The sequence below is a fragment of the Candidatus Liberibacter solanacearum CLso-ZC1 genome, assembly GCF_000183665.1.
Classification (GTDB): Bacteria; Pseudomonadota; Alphaproteobacteria; order Rhizobiales; family Rhizobiaceae; genus Liberibacter; species Liberibacter solanacearum.
The window spans coordinates 987,976-1,009,005 of sequence record NC_014774.1; the positions used below are offsets into that span (position 1 = coordinate 987,976).

A 21,030-nucleotide genomic window follows, 5' to 3' on the forward strand; every position below is an offset into this window, starting at 1 on the left:
CAAAAATTAGGATATCTCATGAGACACTTCATCTTGAGATGATTCGACAGAGTAAGAAAACAATTGCTCTATCGTCACTTTTTTATCTACAACCTGTGCATTTTTTAATATATAATCAATAACCTTCTCCTCAAAAATTGGAGCACGCAACTCAGCAATCGCGTTAGGAGAGTTCTGAAAATAATCAAGCATTTTCTTTTCCTGACCAGGAAAACGACTTAATTGCTGGTAAAGAGCAGATTTGATCTCTTCCTCTGTTACCTCTATACTATTTTTTTCACCTATTGTCCCCAAAACGATTCCCGCTCGAACACGACGCTCTGCTAGCAGACGATAATCTTGCAAATCTTCTTCTTTAATAGAATCGTTATTTTGCATGTCATTACCAGAAGGATTCATCTCAGAACGAATCTGTTGTAAAATACCATTGTATTCATTATCTAAAAGAGATTGCGGAATATCAAAAATATATTTCTCATTGAGATAATCTATAACCTGACGCTTAAGTTTTTGTCTTACCGCAACTTCAGACTGTTTTTTTATTTGGTTAGACAAAAAATCTCTCATAATAGCTTCTGATTCAAAACCCAATCTAATAGCCAAATCATCATTTACAATCGCAGGGAGAGGAGAAGAAACTTCTTTAATAGAAAAATTGAGCTTAACTTTCTTTCCAGCCAAATCTTTAATAGAATGATCTTCTGGAAAAACACGCTCTATTTCTTTATGTTCCCCTGCTTTAAGATCCACAAGAGTATTGGTTGTTTCTGGAAAAAGCTCTTCAGAACCTACAATGAATTGAATATTTTCCTTAGAATGATCTTTGAGTACTACATCATCAACAGATAAAGTGTAATCTACTGTAATCCTATCACCAATCGCAGCTTCTTTTTCTTTTACTTCAAATGCGATATTTTTTTCCGCAATATCAGACATATGCTTGTCAATTTCTTTATCATCAATTTCACAAACATCTCGAGTTATCTGCAAATCATCAAAAATATTAATTTCAACCTTAGGAAGAATATCATAGGACAAGCCTAATTTTAGATCTATAGACCCGTCCATCAAACGAGAAGTTGTTTCCTTCTCATCCCCTTCATTAATTGTAATTTTTGGGCGCATTGCAGCTCTTTCATCTCGCTTAGAAAGAACCTCTGGTACAGTCTTTTTAATAAGATCATCAATAATTTCAGATAGGATAGATTTTCCATATATTGATTTAATATGAGAAAAAGGGACTTTACCTGGACGAAAGCCTTTAATATGAGCCGTACTTCTTATATCTTCTAAGCGCTTATTAAAACTCTCAGTCAATTGATTGGACGGTATAACCACATCCAATTCTCTATTTAACCCTTCTGAAAATTTTTCAATAATTTGCATCTTAAATCCCAGCTAAACAATTCACTAATTATATTACATAGGAAAACAATAATCCTATAAACAACCAAACGAACTCAAATGAGAACATCTTCAAAACATGATACAGCAAATACAAATCATCTTTTCAATAGAAATTCAACATAAAAGCCAAACTACAACAAATATAGGAAATTATAAGATTACCTTTTATAAAAAAGGAAAGACCCCTTCTTGATGCAGGAAACGGCTATATTAAGAAAGATTCTTATAAAAAACACGTATCTTATCTTCCCTTATTAAAAAGTATTGCGTCATAATTCCATATTTTTCTCCTTTTCTAATGTTTAGATTGAGATATCTTCTTAGCAGATCAAGCTTCTCCTATCCAGCAATAGAAGAAGATACTTAATCAAAAACAACACTCAATTTCATAAAAAGCATAAAAACACTCGTAGTCTTTTCATTTATTAAAATAAACATTGCATAAATTCTACTGCTATTTAATTTTTTTAAACAATAAATGCTTTTTCTTTCTTCAAAAATATAAATTATTGTTTTTTGCTATTTAAAGGAACATCATAGTTTAATAAATGTATTATTTTCCCTATTTTATTGTCCAATGAATGACATATCAACATTCAGAATGATTTTATCATTACTTCTTCAAATCCAAAAAAGGAGAAGGATAACGCAACTTAATTAAAGAATACGATCTCAATAATATGACAAAAAATAAAGAAACAATCATTAAGACACTATGCCGCATATTGAACGAGCAATCAAATTTTAAGAACGAATTAAAATAGTAGAAATTAACTCCACATAAAAGCTCCATTCCACTGATCATGATCAGTGCAACCCATGCAATATGCGAAAGAGAAGTCATTCCACCGAGAATAACAATAGATATGAGAGCTATATTTTCAGACATTTTAAACATATCCGGAGACACATATCCCCTTGAGGCAGCTAATAATCCTCCAGCAACTCCTGCAAACATACAACCAAAAGAAAATGCGGATAATTTAGAAAAAATGATTGTTGTATTAAAGGAAGAAAATGCTCTTTGATTATCCTTAATAGTTCTCCAAGCATTGCCCATAGATGTACGACGCAACCGTAAAATGATCCATGCAGATAAAAAACATAAAAACAACACAACGTAATACATAAATATTTTATAAAAAACAATAGAAGAAGGATATCGGAAAAAACGTAAAATACCCCTAAGATCCGCCCCAAGATACATCAAACGATCAGCTATATAAAGCCCTGCTTTTCCATTCGTTAATGGTTTCCATCGAATCAAAATGTTATGAAAAATCTCCGATATAATAAATGTTGCAATAGCTAAATAATCTCCTCGAAATTTGAGAGAAGGCAATCCTAAAACTAATCCACAGGCACCAGAAAGAATAGCCGACATAGGCAACAACAACCATGGAGAAAAACCGTAATTATTACCTAAGATAACGTAAGTATATGCACCAACAGCATATGCAACAACATAATTAAGACTAAATAATCCAGCAGAACCCGCTATAACACTCAAACCCCATGCGAGCATCACATAGATAAGAGCCTGAATACCTATAGAATCTATATATTTCTGAGCTTTATTAGTATTAAATAAAAAAAAGAGAACTAGAGGATATATTGTGGCTAGACAAAATAAAAACTTATCATACTTTTTCATTCTTGGCAGAAAGGCTAACATAATTTGTTGATCCACTTTTTATAAAAAACAAAGAGCTATAAAAGAAAGTATCCGTAAAAATATATTTCCAAAGATTTTGAAAGAATAATATAAAATCAAAATCCTGATAAATATACCCCCTGTTTATACTTTTCAAATATAATATACATATTCTAATTGATTATTTAAAGAAGTAGAATCCACCTATTAATCATCGATAAAATATATTTTGCAATGATATTGTATAAAAAATGAACTTAGTATTATAAAAAAATATTCCTATAATATTTCCAAGACATATTATTTTAAATATTCATTTAGATACATTATGAAAAAATATACCAACCCTCTAGACAGCTCAAAAAATAATCCAAACACAATAAAAATGATATAAATAACAAAAAAAAATCTATTTTTCATGATCTTAAGCTATTTTAAAGCACTAAAATTAGATTTTCATTAAATCTAATCTACTATAATTCAAAATAATTCTTGGTGTTTTAAATAATTGTAGAGTGTACGATGACTGAAAAACTACAGTCCCATATGAAATATGTAATAGGTCCAGATGGAAGCCCTCTTACCATGGCAAACCTCCCTCCCCCCAACACACGACGTTGGGTTGTAAGAAGAAAGGCAGAAGTTGTAGCTGCTGTACAAGGGGGGTTACTAAGCCTAGAAGAAGCATGTCAAATTTACACGCTTACTGTAGAAGAATTTCTGTCGTGGCAAGCGTCAATTATACAACATGGACTTGCAGGATTGCGCACCACTCGAATACAAAAATATCGAGAATAATAAATAAATTTTTGAACACAACAACAATATTCAAAAAAATACAATACTGCTGTTGACACTACTATTTATAGTAGCCGAATAAATTAAAAAATAAAATCGATAAGAGCGATCACATATGAGAAAATAAGCTGATACGTCAACGCAAAATTTAGCCAAGCCATTCTTTTTTAAAACACTATTTCTTTTCAGTTGATTCTACCTGCTCCAAACTAGATTCTAACATTTCTTGTAATAATAAGAGTTCTTTTATGGAAATTAAAAGATTATTTGCTCTTTGACGCGCAGATCTAGCTAGAATGGGATAGGCAAAGTGATTTGTATCATAAATTCCTACTTGTCTTTCCTCTATAGCAACCTGTTTCTCTAAATCACCAGCTATCCTTCTAAATTCTGATACCGTCGCCCGCAATTGTTGTAATTGACGCCGCTTATCATTCAATTGAAATTCTTTTAAACGAACTTGTTGTGCTGATAATTTCATAATTATACTCCATAACTTCAAATATTTTGTCAATCCAAAGGTCGTTAAGACAAAAATTAATGTAAAAAACAAAAAAAATGAACACTTAGCTCTACAAATCCATAAATAGTAACCTTTCATTTACGAGCATAGTTAATAATAAGAGAGCAAAATTAAAAGGTGGTAAACAAACTACTTGTAATTAAATGAAGGTGGATTTATTAACCATAGATGGATAAGATCAAAAAACAATGATTTTTGGTTGTGAAAATACGGATTTTTCTATCTTGATAAGGGCAATGGTTACACAAGTTATAAAAAATAGAGTGATTGCTATCCCTTTCTGGTTTGTTATTCGTCCTTTGTAGTTTCAAGTCAGCAAATGAAAAAAAGGTTGGTTTGTCGCTGCGATTAACCTTGAAATGGTTTTATTATAGGGAGATAATTAATGCGGGTTTTACTGATTGAGGATGATAGTGCATTAGCAAACAGTATTGAGCTAATGTTAAAGTCAGAAAATTTTAATGTATACGTTACCAATCTAGGCGAAGATGGCGTAGATCTAGGTAAAATTTACGACTATGATATCATCCTTCTAGATCTTAATCTTCCTGATATATCTGGATTTGAAGTACTTCGAACATTGCGCATGGCAAGAATTTCTACTCCTGTTTGCATACTTTCTGGTATGTCTAGCATAGAGGATAAGGTGCGAGGACTAGGATATGGAGCAGATGATTATATAAGCAAGCCTCTTAATAAAGATGAACTTGTCGCTCGTATCCATGCGATTGTCCGTCGATCCAGAGGACACGCTCAGTCAGTAATCGCTACCGGAGATTTAGTGGTGAATCTTGACGCGAAAACTGTTGAAGTTCAAGGGCATAGAATTCATCTCACTGGGAAAGAATATCAAATGATAGAATTACTTTCTCTTCGCAAAAACACAACTTTAACAAAGGAAATGTTTCTCAATCATCTATATGACGGTAGAGACGAACCAGAAGTTAAAATCATTGATGTTTTTATTTGCAAACTACGAAAAAAGCTCAGCAATGCTGCCGATGGGAAAAACTATATAGAAACAGTTTGGGGGCGCGGATATGTTTTGAGAGAAAGTGATAAAAACGCAACGTGCGAATATCTCGAAACAGCATAAATACAGAAATGTATGTAAATTAAATATTATTATATATGGGAAGAGAAATAATTCTTGTTCCTTTGTGGTAATTTTTATTTCGCAAAAACCAGAAAAATTATTTTATTTATCTTCAGATTGAATTTGAAAGATTGTTTCCATCTTTTAATTGATTTATCTGTGGCAAATCCCGCATTGCGAATTGAATGGCTTCACGATTGAATGGTTTTAATAAAAAGCTATTCACTCCAGCTCTAGCGCCAGCAATCATCTTATCAAAATCTACTTCAATCAAAAGATAATAAATAAATACATTAATACCCAAAGGCATTTTTCGAATACAAGTAATAAATTCTAAGGCATCTTCCATAAATTCATCAATAATAAGATAATCTGGCAACGATTCTTTTTCACATAATTTTCGTGCTTCATATATATTCGAAGCCTCATAAACCGTGAAACCAAAGCTGCTAAAAAGTTTTGTCCCTACTTTTCTAACAATATGAGAAGAGTCAACTAAAAGAAGGCTGGGCATCACACTACTCCTGATTATTTAATATCAACTAATATTATATCATAATAATCCTAAAGCACTCCTAAACTATACCTATTATAATACAAATTAAAGGGAACAAGCATCATATTGAAATCTATTTTTTTGTTAATACAGATAATACAACATTCTGGTCATCAATAATCTCATAAGATAACTTGACATCATTTTCATCAGCTAACAATGCCGTGTAATATAATTGCACACTGTGTGAATCAATTTCCAAATCTACATCTTGAGCCATAATTTGAATGAATTTTTCAGGTAATCGCACTCGATTGCCATTAATTTTCAAAGAAAAAATATTGTCAGCGGTTGAATCCTTGATAGATATAATTATTTCTCCACCCTTAAGAAGAGAAGCATACGCTATCATAAAAAGATTGAGCAAAAGCTTAGATTTCTTCCTAAAAAGATCCGTTTCCTCGCTTACCCAAAATACTGTAATTCTATTATCAATAGCAATAAAATCTCTGATAATTTGTTTAATTTCATCCAAGCCAACTAAAGAATGGACAGAACCAGTATAGCAAAAAGCTAATCTAATAAACTTAAGACGCGCTATTGCATTCATACTGCTTAAACGAATCAATTGTATTGCTTCATCTTCAATTCCTTCTTCATCTAATAGCTCTAAACTATTATGAATCGCGCCTATCGGTGAAATGATATCATGACAAATACGACTGCATAGCAATGCAGAAAGATCCATCGAAGAAAGGCTGAAAGAAAGATTGTTTACCACCGATATTTTCTCCTCACAAATTGATCAAATTTCCATTGAAGAACAATATTCAAAAATATTATTTTCTTCTCTAGATTGAACTATATACATGAAAAACATAATATATGATGTTCAAATAATTCCAAGTATAATAATCAAGACCAATTCTTTTCTAATAGCCATTCACTGCATTCTTCTGTGGATGGAAAATTTGTTTAAGCAAAATCCTAATAAAACGACAGCTGACACCTCTTCTTACTAGTAAGGTCAACTCAAATATTTTAACTAAAAGGTGAGTTCGTAAAAGGATCACACTTATATATAATGAGTTTATTGTTCAAAAAATGCCACATCAAACCAACAAAGAAATAATACAAAAAATATTTCAAATCCTTAAATATTATTTGAGCACTCCCTTTAAATAAAAATTCTCTCTATTTTACAGAATCCACATAGATATAACATATCATCCTGCGAATACCTCAAACTGTACTATTAATTTTTGTTTATATGCCTCTTGAGATACTCTTAATTCTCATTATAAATGATAATACTTGTTGAGGATTTATTTTTATGAGGTATAAAGTTGTTTTCCACCAGAAAAAACGATTGCTTAGAATCCAAGGTTATATACAGCATTCGTCTTCAAATAGAAGAAATATTTAAAATCTTAACTCAAGAAAAAAAAGAAATTTCAGACAAAGAACTATACACGAAAATGTACCTTGTTACTGCGCGTATCATAGCATTAACCGCTCTTCGTGAAGGAAAGAAGTCTCCTATCTTTCATTATCTCAAAAAAAATAAAAAATATGACAGCCTGCTAACACAGACAACAATGCAAGAAATTGATACACTCAAATATCAGCTTACGCCGATTAAAAAATAATCATAAATTTATATATATCAAAATTTAGGATGTCATTTTACGCTGTCTCAAAATAATTAGGGCTTTCACGTGTAATTTTTACATCATGAACATGTGATTCTCGTACTCCAGCAGCAGAAATACGAATAAAATTGGCTTTTTTCTGAAATTTTTTAATATCCGCAGCCCCTACATAGCCCATAGAAGATTTAAGACCACCTGCCATCTGATGAAGAACTGATGCTACAGGCCCCTTATAAGGAACTCGAGCCTCTATCCCCTCGGGAACTAATTTTAATACATCAGTTACTCCATCTTGAGAATACCGCGCAGCAGATCCATGCACCATAGCAGCAACAGATCCCATCCCCCTATAAGATTTAAAAGAACGACCTTGATAGAGAAAAATATCCCCCGGACTTTCATCAGTTCCCGCAAGTAACGATCCTATCATCACAGCCGCAGAACCCGCGGCAATAGCCTTAGCAATATCACCAGAAAATCTGATTCCACCATCAGCAATAACTGCGACACCTGCACGCTCTGCCACGGCAACAGCCGACATAATAGCAGAAAGTTGCGGGCATCCAACACCTGTTACAATTCTAGTAGTGCAAATTGATCCAGGACCTATACCAACTTTGATAATATCAGAACCCGCATCAATCAATGCCAAAGCCCCTTCAGAGGTGGCAACATTTCCAGCCATAACCAATACAGAAGGAAAATTTTTCTTAATTTTTTTTACTGCATCCAAAACTTTCTGAGAATGTCCATGAGCAGTATCCACAACCAAAAGATCTACCCCTACATCAACAAGTGGCCCTACTCGATTTTCAATATCTTTTCCCACTGAAACAGCAGCCGCAACTCGCAAACGTCCCTTACTATCTTTAGTTGCGTGTGGATTAAGTCTTGACCTTTCTATATCTTTTACAGTAATCAACCCTATACAACAATTATCATCATCTACGACAAGTAATTTTTCAATTCTATATTTATGAAGCAATGCTTTTGCTTCTTCTAAACTAATCTCTTTCTTTACTGTAATCAAATCGCGAGTCATCAACTCACCTACTCTTTGCTGCGTATCAGAAGCAAAACGTACGTCTCTATTAGTCAATATACCGACTAGTTTCCCTGGATAACACGTATTGGATTCAACAACAGGAATTCCCGATATACTATTATTTTTCATTAAAAAAAGAGCATCTTCCAATGTAGAACAGGGAGAAATTGTCACGGGATTAACGACCATTCCACTTTCAAATTTTTTGACTTGATGCACTTGAGAAACTTGTTCACAAGGAGATAAATTTCTATGTATTACTCCTAAACCACCTGCCTGTGCCATTGCTATAGCAAGACGCGAATCCGTCACCTGATCCATGGCGGCCGATATAATGGGCAAGTTTAATTTAAAATCCTTAGCTATTTGCGTGGATATATCAATATCCCCTGGTAAAACGTCAGAAAATTCCGGCCGTAACAAAACATCATCAAATGTCAACGCCATATCACCTATATTATTTTCAATAATCCGCGCCATTACAAACCCCTTTAAAATATGGAATTGTATTGATATTTTAAAAAAAATCAATGATTATAGGAAAATTTAAGATAAAAAGGATGTTTGAGCCAATTACTATGTAAATATAAAAATATTCTAAGAATTAATGTTAATTCAAGAAAAAATTAAATGCAAACGTGCAAAAAAGACACTTGATTTATATGTTCAAAAAATATTTTCAAACTTTAAAAAATAAATTCTATAAACTAAATATCAGATCTCATTCTTCCATATTTTGGATAGTAGCAAACTCTATTGCAACGCCTCCAGGAAAGTTTCTCACAACACGACCTAGAATATCGTTAAAAAATACTTTAGAAAATATTTTGATATGCAAATCAACACTCACAGAGACTCCTGATTCTGATATATCAATAACCTGACAAGAATGTACGGTTTTATTTTCTAATGTTAACTGAGCCTCAACGTCTTGAGAAATCTTGCGACTATACTTTCGATGATCTTGAAGAGATAAATCATCTTTATTGGCAAGCCATACAAGCTTATCAGCTAATTTCCTTCGATTGTCTTCAGAGGAAATTATTCTGACAGCATATCCTTTTTTTATGTCAAAATTTACAACCTTACCTTCGATACGTCCTATTTTTTCAACAAAAACAATGAAACGTTCTCCTATAAGAACAATTGGTACATCACAAGCAATACAAAGTCCTCCAGGAGATACTTCCCTTACGACGCAGTCATACTCTGTGCCGTCAAACAAGAGAAAACGACCCTTGAGATCAACTTTGATACGTTGAAATGCACGCTGATCTATAAACTGTAGATTATGAATTCCTCGGTACATAATAAAATTCTCTGATCATTTTAAACCCCCTAAAAGTTGTACACTTTATGTATTAACAATCTATTATTTCAAAAACAAATCTATGTTATTAAAAATTTGATACTTATTTTTATAATATAGCAGAATGCTTTAGAGGATAATATGACCCTAAATACAATATGTTATCATAGAAGATATAATCTCTTTTAAGCGTAACGAACTATCATTCAAGAGAAAAATAGCATGTTTTCTATGATAGTTTAGCTATAATTTGAATATTATTTTATTTAAAATAACCTATTTTTCTTTCTTAATATTAACTAGGATAACCGAATTTTTACCTCATACAGTTAACGGAGCCATAGAAATGAGGATATGCTGCGCTAATAACAGCCGAATATTAGCTATATAATCGTTTTCTAGAATTGGTTAAGTATATTAATTTTAATGGATTAAAATTATAGTGAATTAAAGCAGCCTCGATAGAAAAATATCAATAAAAAATTACTGTTCTATTTTTTTCTATTAGCAGAATATTTTAAAAAAAATTATAAATTTCAAAATATTATCACTATAAAAATAAGATAAACACTATCTTTTATTGTTAATCATTCTGATGAAAATATCTTTATTTTCTTTGTTGCTATTAAATTCACCGGTAAAAGATGTTGTTACTGTAGTTAAACCTTCTCGTTTAATTCCTCTCATCGACATACACATATGCTGTCCTTCAATCAAAACAGCGACTCCCTTAGAATCAGCAACATTTCCTATTTCATTAGCAATTTGCATCGTCAATCGTTCTTGTATTTGCAAACGACGTGAATAAATTTCTAAAATACGTATCAACTTTGACAAACCAATCACACGTTTTTTAGGAATATATGCAAGATGTATTTTTCCAAAAATTGGAAGAATATGATGTTCACAATATGAAGAAAAGGATATATCTTTTATTAGAACCATATCCCCATAATTGGATACCTCTCCAAAATAAAAGCGCGATGTATCTTGAACAATGAAATCCTGTTCATAACCCGAAAAAAGCTCTTTATACGATTTAATAACACGTTCAGGCGTGTCTTTAAGCCCTTCACGTTCCGGATCATCGCCGATCCAACGTAAAATAACCCGTATAGCTTCCTTAGCTTCCTCAGAAGTTGGATTTTTTGATTTCATATTAAAATGGAACTCCGGCCCTTCAAATTTAATGTTTTGAGATTACAAATCGTATAACGATGTAAATATCCATTACAATACAAGTTAATTTATACCTTATTAAAATAAAGTTATCAGAAATATTTGGACATTATACTTAGAGGAATACAATATAATTTATTTTATCAATACAACCTAAAAATCCTATTTTTAATTAAAAATAATTTTTTCAAACATTTCGAATATTTTATTTTTTATGTAATAATGTACTACGAACTTTTTGAAAAAATATATTTACTCTTTATTTTAAAGAAGGAACACCTTTGTCTCAAAAAAATATTCCAAAATCACGAAATTGGACTGGAAAATTTCCTAAAACCCCTGGACGCTTAATTGGTATAGGAATCATCCGAATTTATCAACTCGTATTTTCTAATATATTTGGACATTCCTGTCGATATTTACCTACTTGTTCAGAGTACGCTTATGAAGCTATTGCTCGTTATGGATTATGGATCGGCGGTTGGCTGACTTTATTTCGAGTAATAAAGTGCAATCCCCTAGGATCACATGGATTTAATCCCGTTCCAGACAATCTCCCAAAAAAAATAAAAATTTACTCTCTTTGGAAAAAGTAAAAAATATACCCCGCTAAGAACAGACTTTTTATGAAAATACATTTTCGTAAAAATTGAGCAATATTTTTAATAAGGATTCTGTAATGGAAAGAAAAAATCTTCATGAAATAGTCACCACAGAACTGCTAGAAGAACGCCAAAATTGGCTTAATAGTTTAAAAGTTGAACATGGATTGTCAAAACTAACCCTTCAATCCTATGAACGTGATATGCGTCAATTCCTAACTTTTATGGCATTTTATACTGGAGAAAAAATTGACCTTCAAGCCATGCGCCAATTACTCTACACGGATATTCGTGCTTTTGTTTCCAAACGTCGTCTACATGGGATAGAAAACCGTTCTCTCACAAGGAGCCTTTCAGGGATTAGATCCTTTCTTAAATATCTTAAAAAACGCCAAATAACTGGTGAAGCAAACATCCTCAACATGAAAAATCTCAAAAAATCAAACTCTTTACCAAAACCACTTAGTGAAAAACAAGCACTCAATCTTATAAATTATGATATAAATACCCATAATGATACCAAATGGATTAATGCTCGTAACTCAGCTATATTATACTTATTATATGGATGCGGATTACGTATTTCCGAAACATTATCTCTTACACCTCAAAATATAATTGACGACGAATCCTCTCTCCGCATTACAGGCAAGGGGAATAAAACTAGAATCGTACCACTTTTATCTTCAGTAAGAGAAATTATAATGAAATATTATACACTATGTCCCTTTGATCTTCATATAGAACTTCCTTTATTTCGTGGAGCACGTGGAAAACCTCTAAATCCAGGAGTTTTTCAACGTTATATACGCTACTTACGCCAAAATTTATCTCTACCTACAACCACGACGCCACATACTTTACGTCATTCTTTTGCCACTCATATTCTCTCTAATGGAGGAGATTTGAGATCTATTCAAAGTGTTTTAGGGCATGCAAGGTTATCAAGTACCCAAGTTTATACGAATGTTGATAGCAAAAGAATCATAGAGATATACGATCAAAGTCACCCTATAGTAACGAATAACAACAAAAAAACTAAGCTATTGTGATGAGTGCATTAATTTTTAATTTATTTTCAATTATTGGATCTAGGATAGGTTTATTTTTATTTTCAGTTAGAGTAACGACAGCATTTTTAATTTGCGGGATATTTTGGACAATTTGTTGTGCATTCAAGCGCAAGGATTGCAATTGTTGTGCTAGATTATAAGGGACTGTTATGGAGAGGTAGGCAGTATTTTGGACTATGCAGATATTAGATAGTCTTTTCATATCCACGATATTAATTGTTTCTCCTGGTATGTACAGGATTTTCAACGCATCCAAAATTTGTTGCTCTATGTTTTGGTTCATTGTAATAAGATTCCATAATACAATGGTTGCGGGGGTAGGATTTGAACCCACGACCTTCAGGTTATGAGCCTGACGAGCTACCAGACTGCTCCACCCCGCGACAATAATTTTGATCAATATACAAATAACAATAAAATAAGAACCCGCTTTTTATAGACCTGGCAGCGACCGACTCTCCCGCATCTTAAGATGAAGTACCATAGGCGCTAGGGCATTTAACGGCCGTGTTCGAAATGGGAACGAGTGCAGAAACCCCGCAAAAGCCACCAAGTCTATAAAAAACGAATGGAAAATGGTCTAGAACATTATATGACTATATATGACTATGGACAATAAGAGCAATCAAGCCAATCGAGCTATTAGTACTGGTCAGCTTCACTAGTTACCTAGCTTCCACATCCAGCCTATCAACGTGGTAGTCTCCCACAGCTCTGATAGGGAATACTCGTTTTCAGGTTGGTTTCCCACTTAGATGCTTTCAGCGGTTATCCATTCCGTATTTAGCTACCCTGCTATGCTATTGGCATAACAACAGGTCCACCAGAGATACGTCCATCCCGGGTCCTCTCGTACTAGGGAAAGATCCTGTCAATATTCCTACACCCACGGCAGATAGGGACCGAACTGTCTCACGACGTTCTGAACCCAGCTCACGTACCGCTTTAATTGGCGAACAGCCAAACCCTTGGGACCTTCTACAGCCCCAGGATGCGATGAGCCGACATCGAGGTGCCAAACAACCCCGTCGATATGAGCTCTTGGGGGTCATCAGGCTGTTATCCCCGGCGTACCTTTTATCCGTTGAGCGATGGCCCTTCCACTCGGAACCACCGGATCACTATGACCGACTTTCGTCTCTGCTCGACTTGTCAGTCTCACAGTCAGGCAGGCTTATGCCATTGCACTCAACAAGCGATTTCTGACCGCTCTGAGCCTACCATCGCGCGCCTCCGTTACTCTTTCGGAGGCGACCGCCCCAGTCAAACTACCCACCATACAATGTCCCGGCCCCGGATAACGGAGCGCAGTTAGACGTCCACATGGATAAGGGTGGTATTTCAAGGATGGCTCCACAAAAGCTAACGCCTCTACTTCAATGCCTACCACCTATCCTACACATATCAACGCAAACGCCAATGTAAAGCTATAGTAAAGGTGCACGGGGTCTTTCCGTCTAACCGCAGGAACCCCGCATCTTCGCGGGGAATTCAATTTCACTGAGTCTGCGTTGGAGACAGTGGGGAAGTCGTTACGCCATTCGTGCAGGTCGGAACTTACCCGACAAGGAATTTCGCTACCTTAGGACCGTTATAGTTACGGCCGCCGTTTACTGGGGCTTCAATTCAGAGCTCTCACCCCTCCTATTAACCTTCCAGCACCGGGCAGGCGTCAGGCCCTATACTTCGTCTTACGACTTCGCAGAGCCCTGTGTTTTTGGTAAACAGTCGCTACCCCCCTAATCTGTGACACCTCCTCCTGGTTGCCCAAAAAAGGTCACGCTTATCCCGAAGTTACGCGTGCAATTTGCCGAGTTCCTTCAACGCAGTTCTCTCAAGCGCCTTAGTATACTCTACCTGACCACCTGTGTCGGTTTCGGGTACGGTCTATACGGTGAAGCTATTTCCTGGAATTAATCCAAAGCACATCTAATCCAATAAAGATGTACAATATACTTAATCCGTCACTTACACCAGGCCCACAAATATTAATGTGGTTCCCATCAGCTACGCGTTTCCGCCTCACCTTAGGGGCCGGCTAACCCTGCTCAGATTAACTTTAAGCAGGAACCCTTGGTCTTTCGGCGAGAGGGTTTCTCACCCTCTTTATCGTTACTCATGTCAACATTCTCACTTCCGATACCTCCAGAAGTCCTCACAGATCCTCCTTCATCAGCTTACGGAACGCTCCGCTACCACTCGCTTATCTTAAAAAAAATAAACAAATCCTCAGCTTCGGTGCATGGCTTGAGCCCCGTTACATTTTCGGCGCAAAAATCCTTAATTTTAGACCAGTGAGCTGCTACGCTTTCTTTAAATGATGGCTGCTTCTAAGCCAACATCCTGGTTGTTATGGGATTTTCACTTCCTTTCCCACTTAGCCATGACTTCGGGGCCTTAGCTGGAGGTCAGGGTTGTTTCCCTCTCCACAATGGACGTTAGCACCCACTGTGTGTCTGCCAACTATTACTCCTCGGTATTCGGAGTTTGGNTTGGATCAGTAAGGCGGTAAGCCCCCATAGCCTATCCAGTGCTCTACCCCCGAGGGTATTCAGTTAACGCTCTACCTAAATAGATTTCGCGGAGAACCAGCTATCTCCGAGTTTGATTGGCCTTTCACCCCTAGCCACAAGTCATCCCAATCTATTGCAACAGATACGGGTTCGGTCCTCCAATTGGTGTTACCCAACCTTCAACCTGCTCATGGCTAGATCACTCGGTTTCGGGTCTAATGCAACAAACTAAACGCCCTATTCAGACTCGCTTTCGCTGCGCCTACACCTATCGGCTTAGCTCGCTTGCCACACTAAGTCGTTGACCCATTATACAAAAGGTACGCCGTCAGCTTTACAGCCTCCGACTGTTTGTAGGCATTCGGTTTCAGGGTCTATTTCACTCCCCTAGTAGGGGTTCTTTTCGCCTTTCCCTCACGGTACTAGTTCACTATCGGTCATGCACGAGTACTTAGGCTTGGAGCGTGGTCGCCCCATCTTCAAACAGGATTTCACGTGTCCCGCCCTACTCAAGGATAGAAAAAATTATTACGTGTACGGGGCTATCACCTTCTATGGCTTACCTTCCCAGATAATTCTACTTAAATCTTCCCTACCACTGGCCTGATCCGCGTTCGCTCGCCACTACTAACGGAGTCTCAATTGATGTCCTTTCCTACAGGTACTTAGATGTTTCAGTTCCCTGCGTTCGCTTCTTTTACCCTATTTTATTCAGGTAAAGATACCTTCAAGTACCTAGAAAATTAAACCTTAATAGTATACTTTCCTAGACACCTAAGGTGGGTTGCCCCATTCGGAAATCCACGGATCAATGCTCATTTGCAGCTCCCCGTAGCTTATCGCAGCGTATTACGTCCTTCATCGCCTGTGCATGCCAAGGCATCCACCAAATGCCCTTATCGCGCTTGATCACTCTCATTGTCAATACGTCATAAAGTTCATTACAAACGTTTCTTAATTAAAAAAAACATAAATAAATTATGCTCTTTCAATAGACCAATTTCCTGAGATAAATCTTCAACGTGCGGTTATACAACGTCGGTACCTCCCATATCGCATACAATGCCAATATAAAAAATACAAAAAAATCTACCTTCTATTCAATTTTCAAAAAACTATTGCTCTAAGAAAAAATCCCTAGAACAAAAAAACTATAAATTCGCAATTGGTGGAGCCGAGCGGGATCGAACCGCTGACATCCTGCTTGCAAAGCAGGCGCTCTCCCAGCTGAGCTACGGCCCCTTGCCTGATTGAATGGTGGGCCCAGGTAGATTCGAACTACCGACCTCACCCTTATCAGGGGTGCACTCTAACCGCCTGAGCTATGGGCCCTTAACATAAACTCAAATGACCCCATCAACCGCAAAATTATTCAAAAAGAAAGAGAAACATGGACGGCGATCCCTTAGAACTTGCTAAAATTAACAAATTCTTTTCTTGAGCTTATCGCTCTAATTCTTTAAAAAATGCTCAGATCATTAAATAAATCTAACAATACTAAACATCTTCCTTAGAAAGGAGGTGATCCAGCCACAGGTTCCCCTACGGCTACCTTGTTACGACTTCACCCCAGTCGCTGACCCTACCGTGGCCGGCTGCCTCCTTACGGTTAGCGCACCGTCTTCAAGCAAAACCAACTCCCATGGTGTGACGGGCGGTGTGTACAAGGCCCGAGAACGTATTCACCGCGGCATGCTGATCCGCGATTACTAGCGATTCCAACTTCATGCACTCGAGTTGCAGAGTGCAATCCGAACTGAGATGGCCTTTTGGGATTAGCTCCGCCTCGCGACTTCGCAACCCATTGTAACCACCATTGTAGCACGTGTGTAGCCCAGCCCATAAGGGCCATGAGGACTTGACGTCATCCCCACCTCCCTCCGGATTATCACCGGCAGTCCCTATAAAGTACCCAACATCTAGATAAAATCTAAACTTGATGGCAACTAGAGGTAGGGGTTGCGCTCGTTGCGGGACTTAACCCAACATCTCACGACACGAGCTGACGACAGCCATGCAGCACCTGTATAAAGGTCTCCGAAAAGAAAATACCATCTCTGATATCGTCCTCTATATGTCAAGGGCTGGTAAGGTTCTGCGCGTTGCATCGAATTAAACCACATGCTCCACCGCTTGTGCGGGCCCCCGTCAATTCCTTTGAGTTTTAATCTTGCGACCGTACTCCCCAGGCGGAGTGCTTAATGCGTTAGCTGCGCCACTGAATGGTAAACCACCCAACAGCTAGCACTCATCGTTTACAGCGTGGACTACCAGGGTATCTAATCCTGTTTGCTCCCCACGCTTTCGCGCCTCAGCGTCAGTATCAGGCCAGTGAGCCGCCTTCGCCACTGGTGTTCCTCCGAATATCTGCGAATTTCACCTCTACACTCGGAATTCCACTCACCTCTCCTAAACTCTAGATAACCAGTATTAAAGGCAGTTCCAAGGTTGAGCCTTGGGATTTCACCCCTAACTTAATTACCCGCCTACGCGCCCTTTACGCCCAGTTATTCCGAACAACGCTCGCCCCCTTCGTATTACCGCGGCTGCTGGCACGAAGTTAGCCGGGACTTCTTCTCCGGATACCGTCATTATCTTCTCCGGCGAAAGAGCTTTACAACCCTAAGGCCTTCTTCACTCACGCGGCATGGCTGGATCAGGGTTGCCCCCATTGTCCAATATTCCCCACTGCTGCCTCCCGTAGGAGTCTGGGCCGTGTCTCAGTCTCAGTGTGGCTGATCGTCCTCTCAGACCAGCTATAGATCGTAGCCTTGGTAGGCATTTACCCCACCAACTAGCTAATCTAACGCGGGCTCATCTCTCTCCAATAAATCTTTCCCCTTCTCAGGGCGTATACGGTATTAGCACACGTTTCCGTGCGTTATCCCGTAGAAAAAGGTAGATTCCCACGCGTTACTCACCCGTCTGCCGCTCCTACTAAAAATAAGCGCTCGACTTGCATGTGTTAAGCCTGCCGCCAGCGTTCGTTCTGAGCCAGGATCAAACTCTCATGTTCTTGCCAAAGGCGCCACCATGTAAAAAAAATCCTAATGCTAAAACATCTCTCAACGTCATAACAACCAGAAAAACATGAAAAAACGCCTCCTACCTTCGTAATTAAATCCTTAATTACAAATATAAAAAATCGCCGCCCATGTCTCCCTTTCTTCTCTACTCTATTCTCAAATAACATCCGCCATACTAAAACAATTGCCATAAATAAGTCAATAAAAAATAATCAAAAAAATATTACTACCCTCAAACCATTAACCATATCCAAACCCTATAATTTGACTCTTAGTAAGAAAAATTATATCCCCTTACAAATTATGCACTGTTGAAAAATGGATCTTTTGAATGTTAATCGTGTGAAATGACGTTGTATAGTACATTAAATAAAAAAGAAATACTATTTTCGTTTGGTAATAACCCTCCTATTCTAGGAGACAATAATGAAAAAATATTTCTAAATAGACGCAAGGTTTCTCTTCGATGGGTATACACAACATTCTTTGCTGGAGTCACTTCTGGAGTTCTCATGGGAGGGGCTCTTTTGACCGCCTTAGATGGACATCAAAAAGTAGCGATACCTGCAAAATTATCCCGTCAAACATTAGATCTAAATTCCGCTCATTTTAATCCTAACCCTTTTTCTATGCGAAAAGCGCGATTATCTACAAAAAACACAAAATCTAAAAATCCTGAAAAAATCATTATTGATGTTCCCACTCTCATCAAATCTCATGATAAAGATATCATCAAAAAAATTCCATTTGCTTATGCTAGAATGACATTCACAACACCATATCAAAATTTAAGAGATTATCCTAAATTTGATCCATTAAAAATTTTTTCTGGAGGGAGAATAGAATCAACATCGCAAATGTTGATGGATACAATTAACAACATTGATACACTATATGACACTAAATCTAAGCTTGAAATAACTACCAAAAAATTCAATTTTCCAACAGATATTACTAATATTAAAAAAGATATTATAGAAAAAGATGATACAATCAAAAAAGCAATTATAAACCAATATTTTCCCTTAAATTATGATAAAAATCAATCATATAACCTCTATTATGCCGACGATCAGCCTTTATATAAAGAGCAATATAATAGCACTATTAATAGTACAACAGTTAAAGTAATCGAAGAAAATAGAACGATTACAACACCTCAATTATCAACAAATATATCTCCTGAATTTGCCGATGATTTAATTGTAATACAACACAATACCACAGTTTTTAAAGCTATGATCCAAGCTGGTTATTCTAACAGTGAAAGCTCTAAAATAGTAAAAGCCTTAAAAGACAAAATACACGTTGATAAGCTAACAAAAGACGAAACAATCAGAATTGGCATGCTACAAAAAGAAGCAGAATCTACAATAATAAGATTCAGCATTTACCATAAAAAAGAGCATATATTAACTATCGCCCTTAACGACAATAATGAATATGTCTTAGGCGCAGAACCCGCTAAAATAGATATTGATTCTTATACAGATAACATACGAACATCTGAATCATTTCCAAGTATTTATGATGGAATATGGCGCGCTACTTCTTTTAATGGAATGAATAAAAATCTGGTACAACTAGTCATCAGAATCCTAGCAAACAACCTAAATTTACAAGAACATCTTAAACCAACTGATTTTCTTGAAACTTTTTTCTCCGTTGATCCTGTTAAAAACCAAAGCACCAATGATTCCGAATTATTATATATTCATGCTCGCTTTGGTGAAACACGCACTCGTTTCTATCGTTTCCAAAACCCCCTTGATGGATCAGTGGAATATTTTAATGAAAATGGAAAAAGCTCTCGACCTTTTTTACTCCGTACCCCCGTGCCATTTGGACGTATAACCTCTGGATTTGGTATGCGACGTCATCCAATATTAGGCTATACGCGAATGCACACAGGAGTAGACTGGGCGGCACCAAGAGGAACACCTATTATAGCTGTTAGTGATGGTATTGTTGAAAAATCTGGTTGGGCAGGTGGTTATGGAAAACAAACTATTATCCGTCATGCAAATGGATTTGTTTCTTCCTATAATCATCAAGATGCAATCTCTAAAAATGTCACAGAAAAAACAACCGTTAAACAAGGACAAATCATTGGTTGGATTGGAGCAACAGGACTGGCAACAGGACCACATCTACATTATGAATTAATTGTCAACGGGATCAAAGTAAATCCTATGAAAATTCGAATTCCCGAGGGAGAAACTTTAAAAGGAGAGATGCTACAACGTTTTCTTATGGAAACAAAAGAATTAATTCCCTCATCAATAACGGAAAAAATTCGCAAAAAACATCTCTTTATTAACGATAAATAAAAATTTGAAATATGATCAAAATAACAAATAGTTATTCTATTAAAAAGTATGATTCCACATTTTCCTCTATCATACCTTATGGTTATTTACGTGAAATTATGAAATTTATAATACTTTGATTTAAAATTGCATGAATAAGACAATAAAATCCACACTACAAATATTATTAAGAAAAAATACTATTTGAATAGTACGACTGTGCAACGGAAACACAAATATTTTTAATTAAATGTTTGTGTTTCCGCCCAAACTATTTATTGCTAATGTTTTTATCAAATAAGGGAAAGCCCTCACAAAAATCGTCCGAATATATAGAATATTATGACG

15 protein-coding genes, 3 tRNA genes and 3 rRNA genes are annotated in these 21,030 nt (G+C 36.3%); 6 read left to right on the forward strand and 15 right to left on the reverse strand.

Features of this window, described 5'->3' with window-relative positions; all coding sequences use genetic code 11:
• Positions 1-6: 6 nt before the first annotated feature.
• The gene (gene tig / locus CKC_RS04490) at positions 7-1,386 is read right to left on the reverse strand and encodes a trigger factor (RefSeq protein WP_013462342.1); all 1,380 of its coding nucleotides are present in this window, start codon (positions 1,384-1,386) and stop codon (positions 7-9) included.
• A gap of 634 nt (positions 1,387-2,020) precedes the next feature.
• The gene (locus CKC_RS04495) at positions 2,021-2,932 is read right to left on the reverse strand and encodes a branched-chain amino acid ABC transporter permease (RefSeq protein WP_244391949.1); all 912 of its coding nucleotides are present in this window, start codon (positions 2,930-2,932) and stop codon (positions 2,021-2,023) included.
• Between the two features lie 651 nt (positions 2,933-3,583).
• Between CKC_RS04495 and sciP the strand changes: the two genes are divergently transcribed.
• Positions 3,584-3,859 (forward strand): CtrA inhibitor SciP, encoded by a 276-nt coding sequence (sciP, locus tag CKC_RS04500; RefSeq protein WP_013462344.1) that lies wholly within the window; start codon positions 3,584-3,586, stop codon positions 3,857-3,859.
• A 175-nt stretch (positions 3,860-4,034) separates the two neighbouring features.
• Here sciP and CKC_RS04505 read toward each other — a convergent pair whose 3' ends face one another.
• Positions 4,035-4,340: a hypothetical protein gene (locus CKC_RS04505; protein ID WP_013462345.1), complete on the reverse strand. Its 306-nt coding sequence runs from the start codon at positions 4,338-4,340 to the stop codon at positions 4,035-4,037.
• Positions 4,341-4,767: 427 nt separating this feature from the next.
• Between CKC_RS04505 and ctrA the strand changes: the two genes are divergently transcribed.
• Positions 4,768-5,478, forward strand: a complete 711-nt coding sequence (gene ctrA, locus CKC_RS04510) for a response regulator transcription factor CtrA (RefSeq protein ID WP_013462347.1) — start codon at positions 4,768-4,770, stop codon at positions 5,476-5,478.
• A gap of 112 nt (positions 5,479-5,590) precedes the next feature.
• Here ctrA and CKC_RS04515 read toward each other — a convergent pair whose 3' ends face one another.
• Complete coding sequence (locus CKC_RS04515) at positions 5,591-5,992, reverse strand: response regulator (protein ID WP_013462348.1); 402 nt, start codon at positions 5,990-5,992, stop codon at positions 5,591-5,593.
• A 115-nt stretch (positions 5,993-6,107) separates the two neighbouring features.
• A complete protein-coding gene (locus CKC_RS04520) occupies positions 6,108-6,755 on the reverse strand; it encodes a histidine phosphotransferase family protein (protein ID WP_013462349.1) in 648 nt (215 codons plus the stop codon).
• Positions 6,756-7,320: 565 nt separating this feature from the next.
• Between CKC_RS04520 and CKC_RS04525 the strand changes: the two genes are divergently transcribed.
• On the forward strand, positions 7,321-7,623 hold the full coding sequence (locus tag CKC_RS04525; protein WP_013462350.1) for a hypothetical protein: 303 nt from the start codon (positions 7,321-7,323) through the stop codon (positions 7,621-7,623).
• 37 nt (positions 7,624-7,660) lie between these two features.
• On the opposite strand, the gene guaB is transcribed toward CKC_RS04525, so the two are convergent.
• From guaB to folE, 3 genes are all read right to left on the reverse strand, one after another.
• A complete protein-coding gene (gene guaB / locus CKC_RS04530; protein ID WP_013462351.1) occupies positions 7,661-9,151 on the reverse strand; it encodes an IMP dehydrogenase in 1,491 nt (496 codons plus the stop codon).
• A gap of 241 nt (positions 9,152-9,392) precedes the next feature.
• Complete coding sequence (locus CKC_RS04535; protein WP_013462352.1) at positions 9,393-9,980, reverse strand: PilZ domain-containing protein; 588 nt, start codon at positions 9,978-9,980, stop codon at positions 9,393-9,395.
• Between the two features lie 570 nt (positions 9,981-10,550).
• On the reverse strand, positions 10,551-11,138 hold the full coding sequence (gene folE, locus CKC_RS04540; protein WP_013462353.1) for a GTP cyclohydrolase I FolE: 588 nt from the start codon (positions 11,136-11,138) through the stop codon (positions 10,551-10,553).
• A 302-nt stretch (positions 11,139-11,440) separates the two neighbouring features.
• Between folE and yidD the strand changes: the two genes are divergently transcribed.
• Complete coding sequence (gene yidD, locus CKC_RS04545; RefSeq protein ID WP_013462354.1) at positions 11,441-11,755, forward strand: membrane protein insertion efficiency factor YidD; 315 nt, start codon at positions 11,441-11,443, stop codon at positions 11,753-11,755.
• Positions 11,756-11,838: 83 nt separating this feature from the next.
• Positions 11,839-12,813: a tyrosine-type recombinase/integrase gene (locus CKC_RS04550; RefSeq protein ID WP_013462355.1), complete on the forward strand. Its 975-nt coding sequence runs from the start codon at positions 11,839-11,841 to the stop codon at positions 12,811-12,813.
• On the opposite strand, the gene CKC_RS04555 is transcribed toward CKC_RS04550, so the two are convergent.
• The 7 genes from CKC_RS04555 to CKC_RS04585 form a co-directional block, all read right to left on the reverse strand.
• A complete protein-coding gene (locus tag CKC_RS04555) occupies positions 12,800-13,117 on the reverse strand; it encodes an iron-sulfur cluster assembly protein (RefSeq protein ID WP_013462356.1) in 318 nt (105 codons plus the stop codon). The two genes, CKC_RS04550 and CKC_RS04555, sit on opposite strands and share 14 nt — an antisense overlap.
• A gap of 23 nt (positions 13,118-13,140) precedes the next feature.
• Positions 13,141-13,217 (reverse strand) — tRNA-Met (locus CKC_RS04560).
• A gap of 56 nt (positions 13,218-13,273) precedes the next feature.
• Positions 13,274-13,388: ribosomal RNA gene (rrf, locus tag CKC_RS04565) — 5S ribosomal RNA — on the reverse strand.
• A gap of 67 nt (positions 13,389-13,455) precedes the next feature.
• Positions 13,456-16,258, reverse strand: a 23S ribosomal RNA gene (locus CKC_RS04570).
• Positions 16,259-16,513: 255 nt separating this feature from the next.
• Positions 16,514-16,589: transfer RNA gene (locus CKC_RS04575), tRNA-Ala, on the reverse strand.
• Positions 16,590-16,602: 13 nt separating this feature from the next.
• Positions 16,603-16,679, reverse strand: a tRNA-Ile gene (locus CKC_RS04580).
• Positions 16,680-16,861: 182 nt separating this feature from the next.
• Positions 16,862-18,363, reverse strand: a 16S ribosomal RNA gene (locus CKC_RS04585).
• The 16S, 23S and 5S rRNA genes sit together here with 3 tRNA genes alongside, the layout of an rRNA operon.
• A gap of 357 nt (positions 18,364-18,720) precedes the next feature.
• Here CKC_RS04585 and CKC_RS04590 point away from each other — a divergent pair.
• Positions 18,721-20,703, forward strand: a complete 1,983-nt coding sequence (locus CKC_RS04590) for a M23 family metallopeptidase (RefSeq protein ID WP_013462357.1) — start codon at positions 18,721-18,723, stop codon at positions 20,701-20,703.
• Positions 20,704-21,030 lie beyond the last annotated feature (327 nt).

Bases quoted from the DNA above. Each gene is read 5' to 3' on its own strand.
- CKC_RS04550 (WP_013462355.1), top strand. From the start codon at position 11,839: ATGGAAAGAAAAAATCTTCATGAAATAGTCACCACAGAACTGCTAGAA.
- tig (WP_013462342.1), bottom strand. From the start codon at position 1,386: ATGCAAATTATTGAAAAATTTTCAGAAGGGTTAAATAGAGAATTGGAT.
- folE (WP_013462353.1), bottom strand. From the start codon at position 11,138: ATGAAATCAAAAAATCCAACTTCTGAGGAAGCTAAGGAAGCTATACGG.
- CKC_RS04495 (WP_244391949.1), bottom strand. From the start codon at position 2,932: ATGCTCGCATGGGGTTTGAGTGTTATAGCGGGTTCTGCTGGATTATTT.
- CKC_RS04535 (WP_013462352.1), bottom strand. From the start codon at position 9,980: ATGTACCGAGGAATTCATAATCTACAGTTTATAGATCAGCGTGCATTT.
- CKC_RS04555 (WP_013462356.1), bottom strand. From the start codon at position 13,117: ATGAACCAAAACATAGAGCAACAAATTTTGGATGCGTTGAAAATCCTG.
- guaB (WP_013462351.1), bottom strand. From the start codon at position 9,151: ATGGCGCGGATTATTGAAAATAATATAGGTGATATGGCGTTGACATTT.
- CKC_RS04590 (WP_013462357.1), top strand. From the start codon at position 18,721: ATGACGTTGTATAGTACATTAAATAAAAAAGAAATACTATTTTCGTTT.
- CKC_RS04505 (WP_013462345.1), bottom strand. From the start codon at position 4,340: ATGAAATTATCAGCACAACAAGTTCGTTTAAAAGAATTTCAATTGAAT.
- CKC_RS04515 (WP_013462348.1), bottom strand. From the start codon at position 5,992: ATGCCCAGCCTTCTTTTAGTTGACTCTTCTCATATTGTTAGAAAAGTA.
- sciP (WP_013462344.1), top strand. From the start codon at position 3,584: ATGACTGAAAAACTACAGTCCCATATGAAATATGTAATAGGTCCAGAT.
- ctrA (WP_013462347.1), top strand. From the start codon at position 4,768: ATGCGGGTTTTACTGATTGAGGATGATAGTGCATTAGCAAACAGTATT.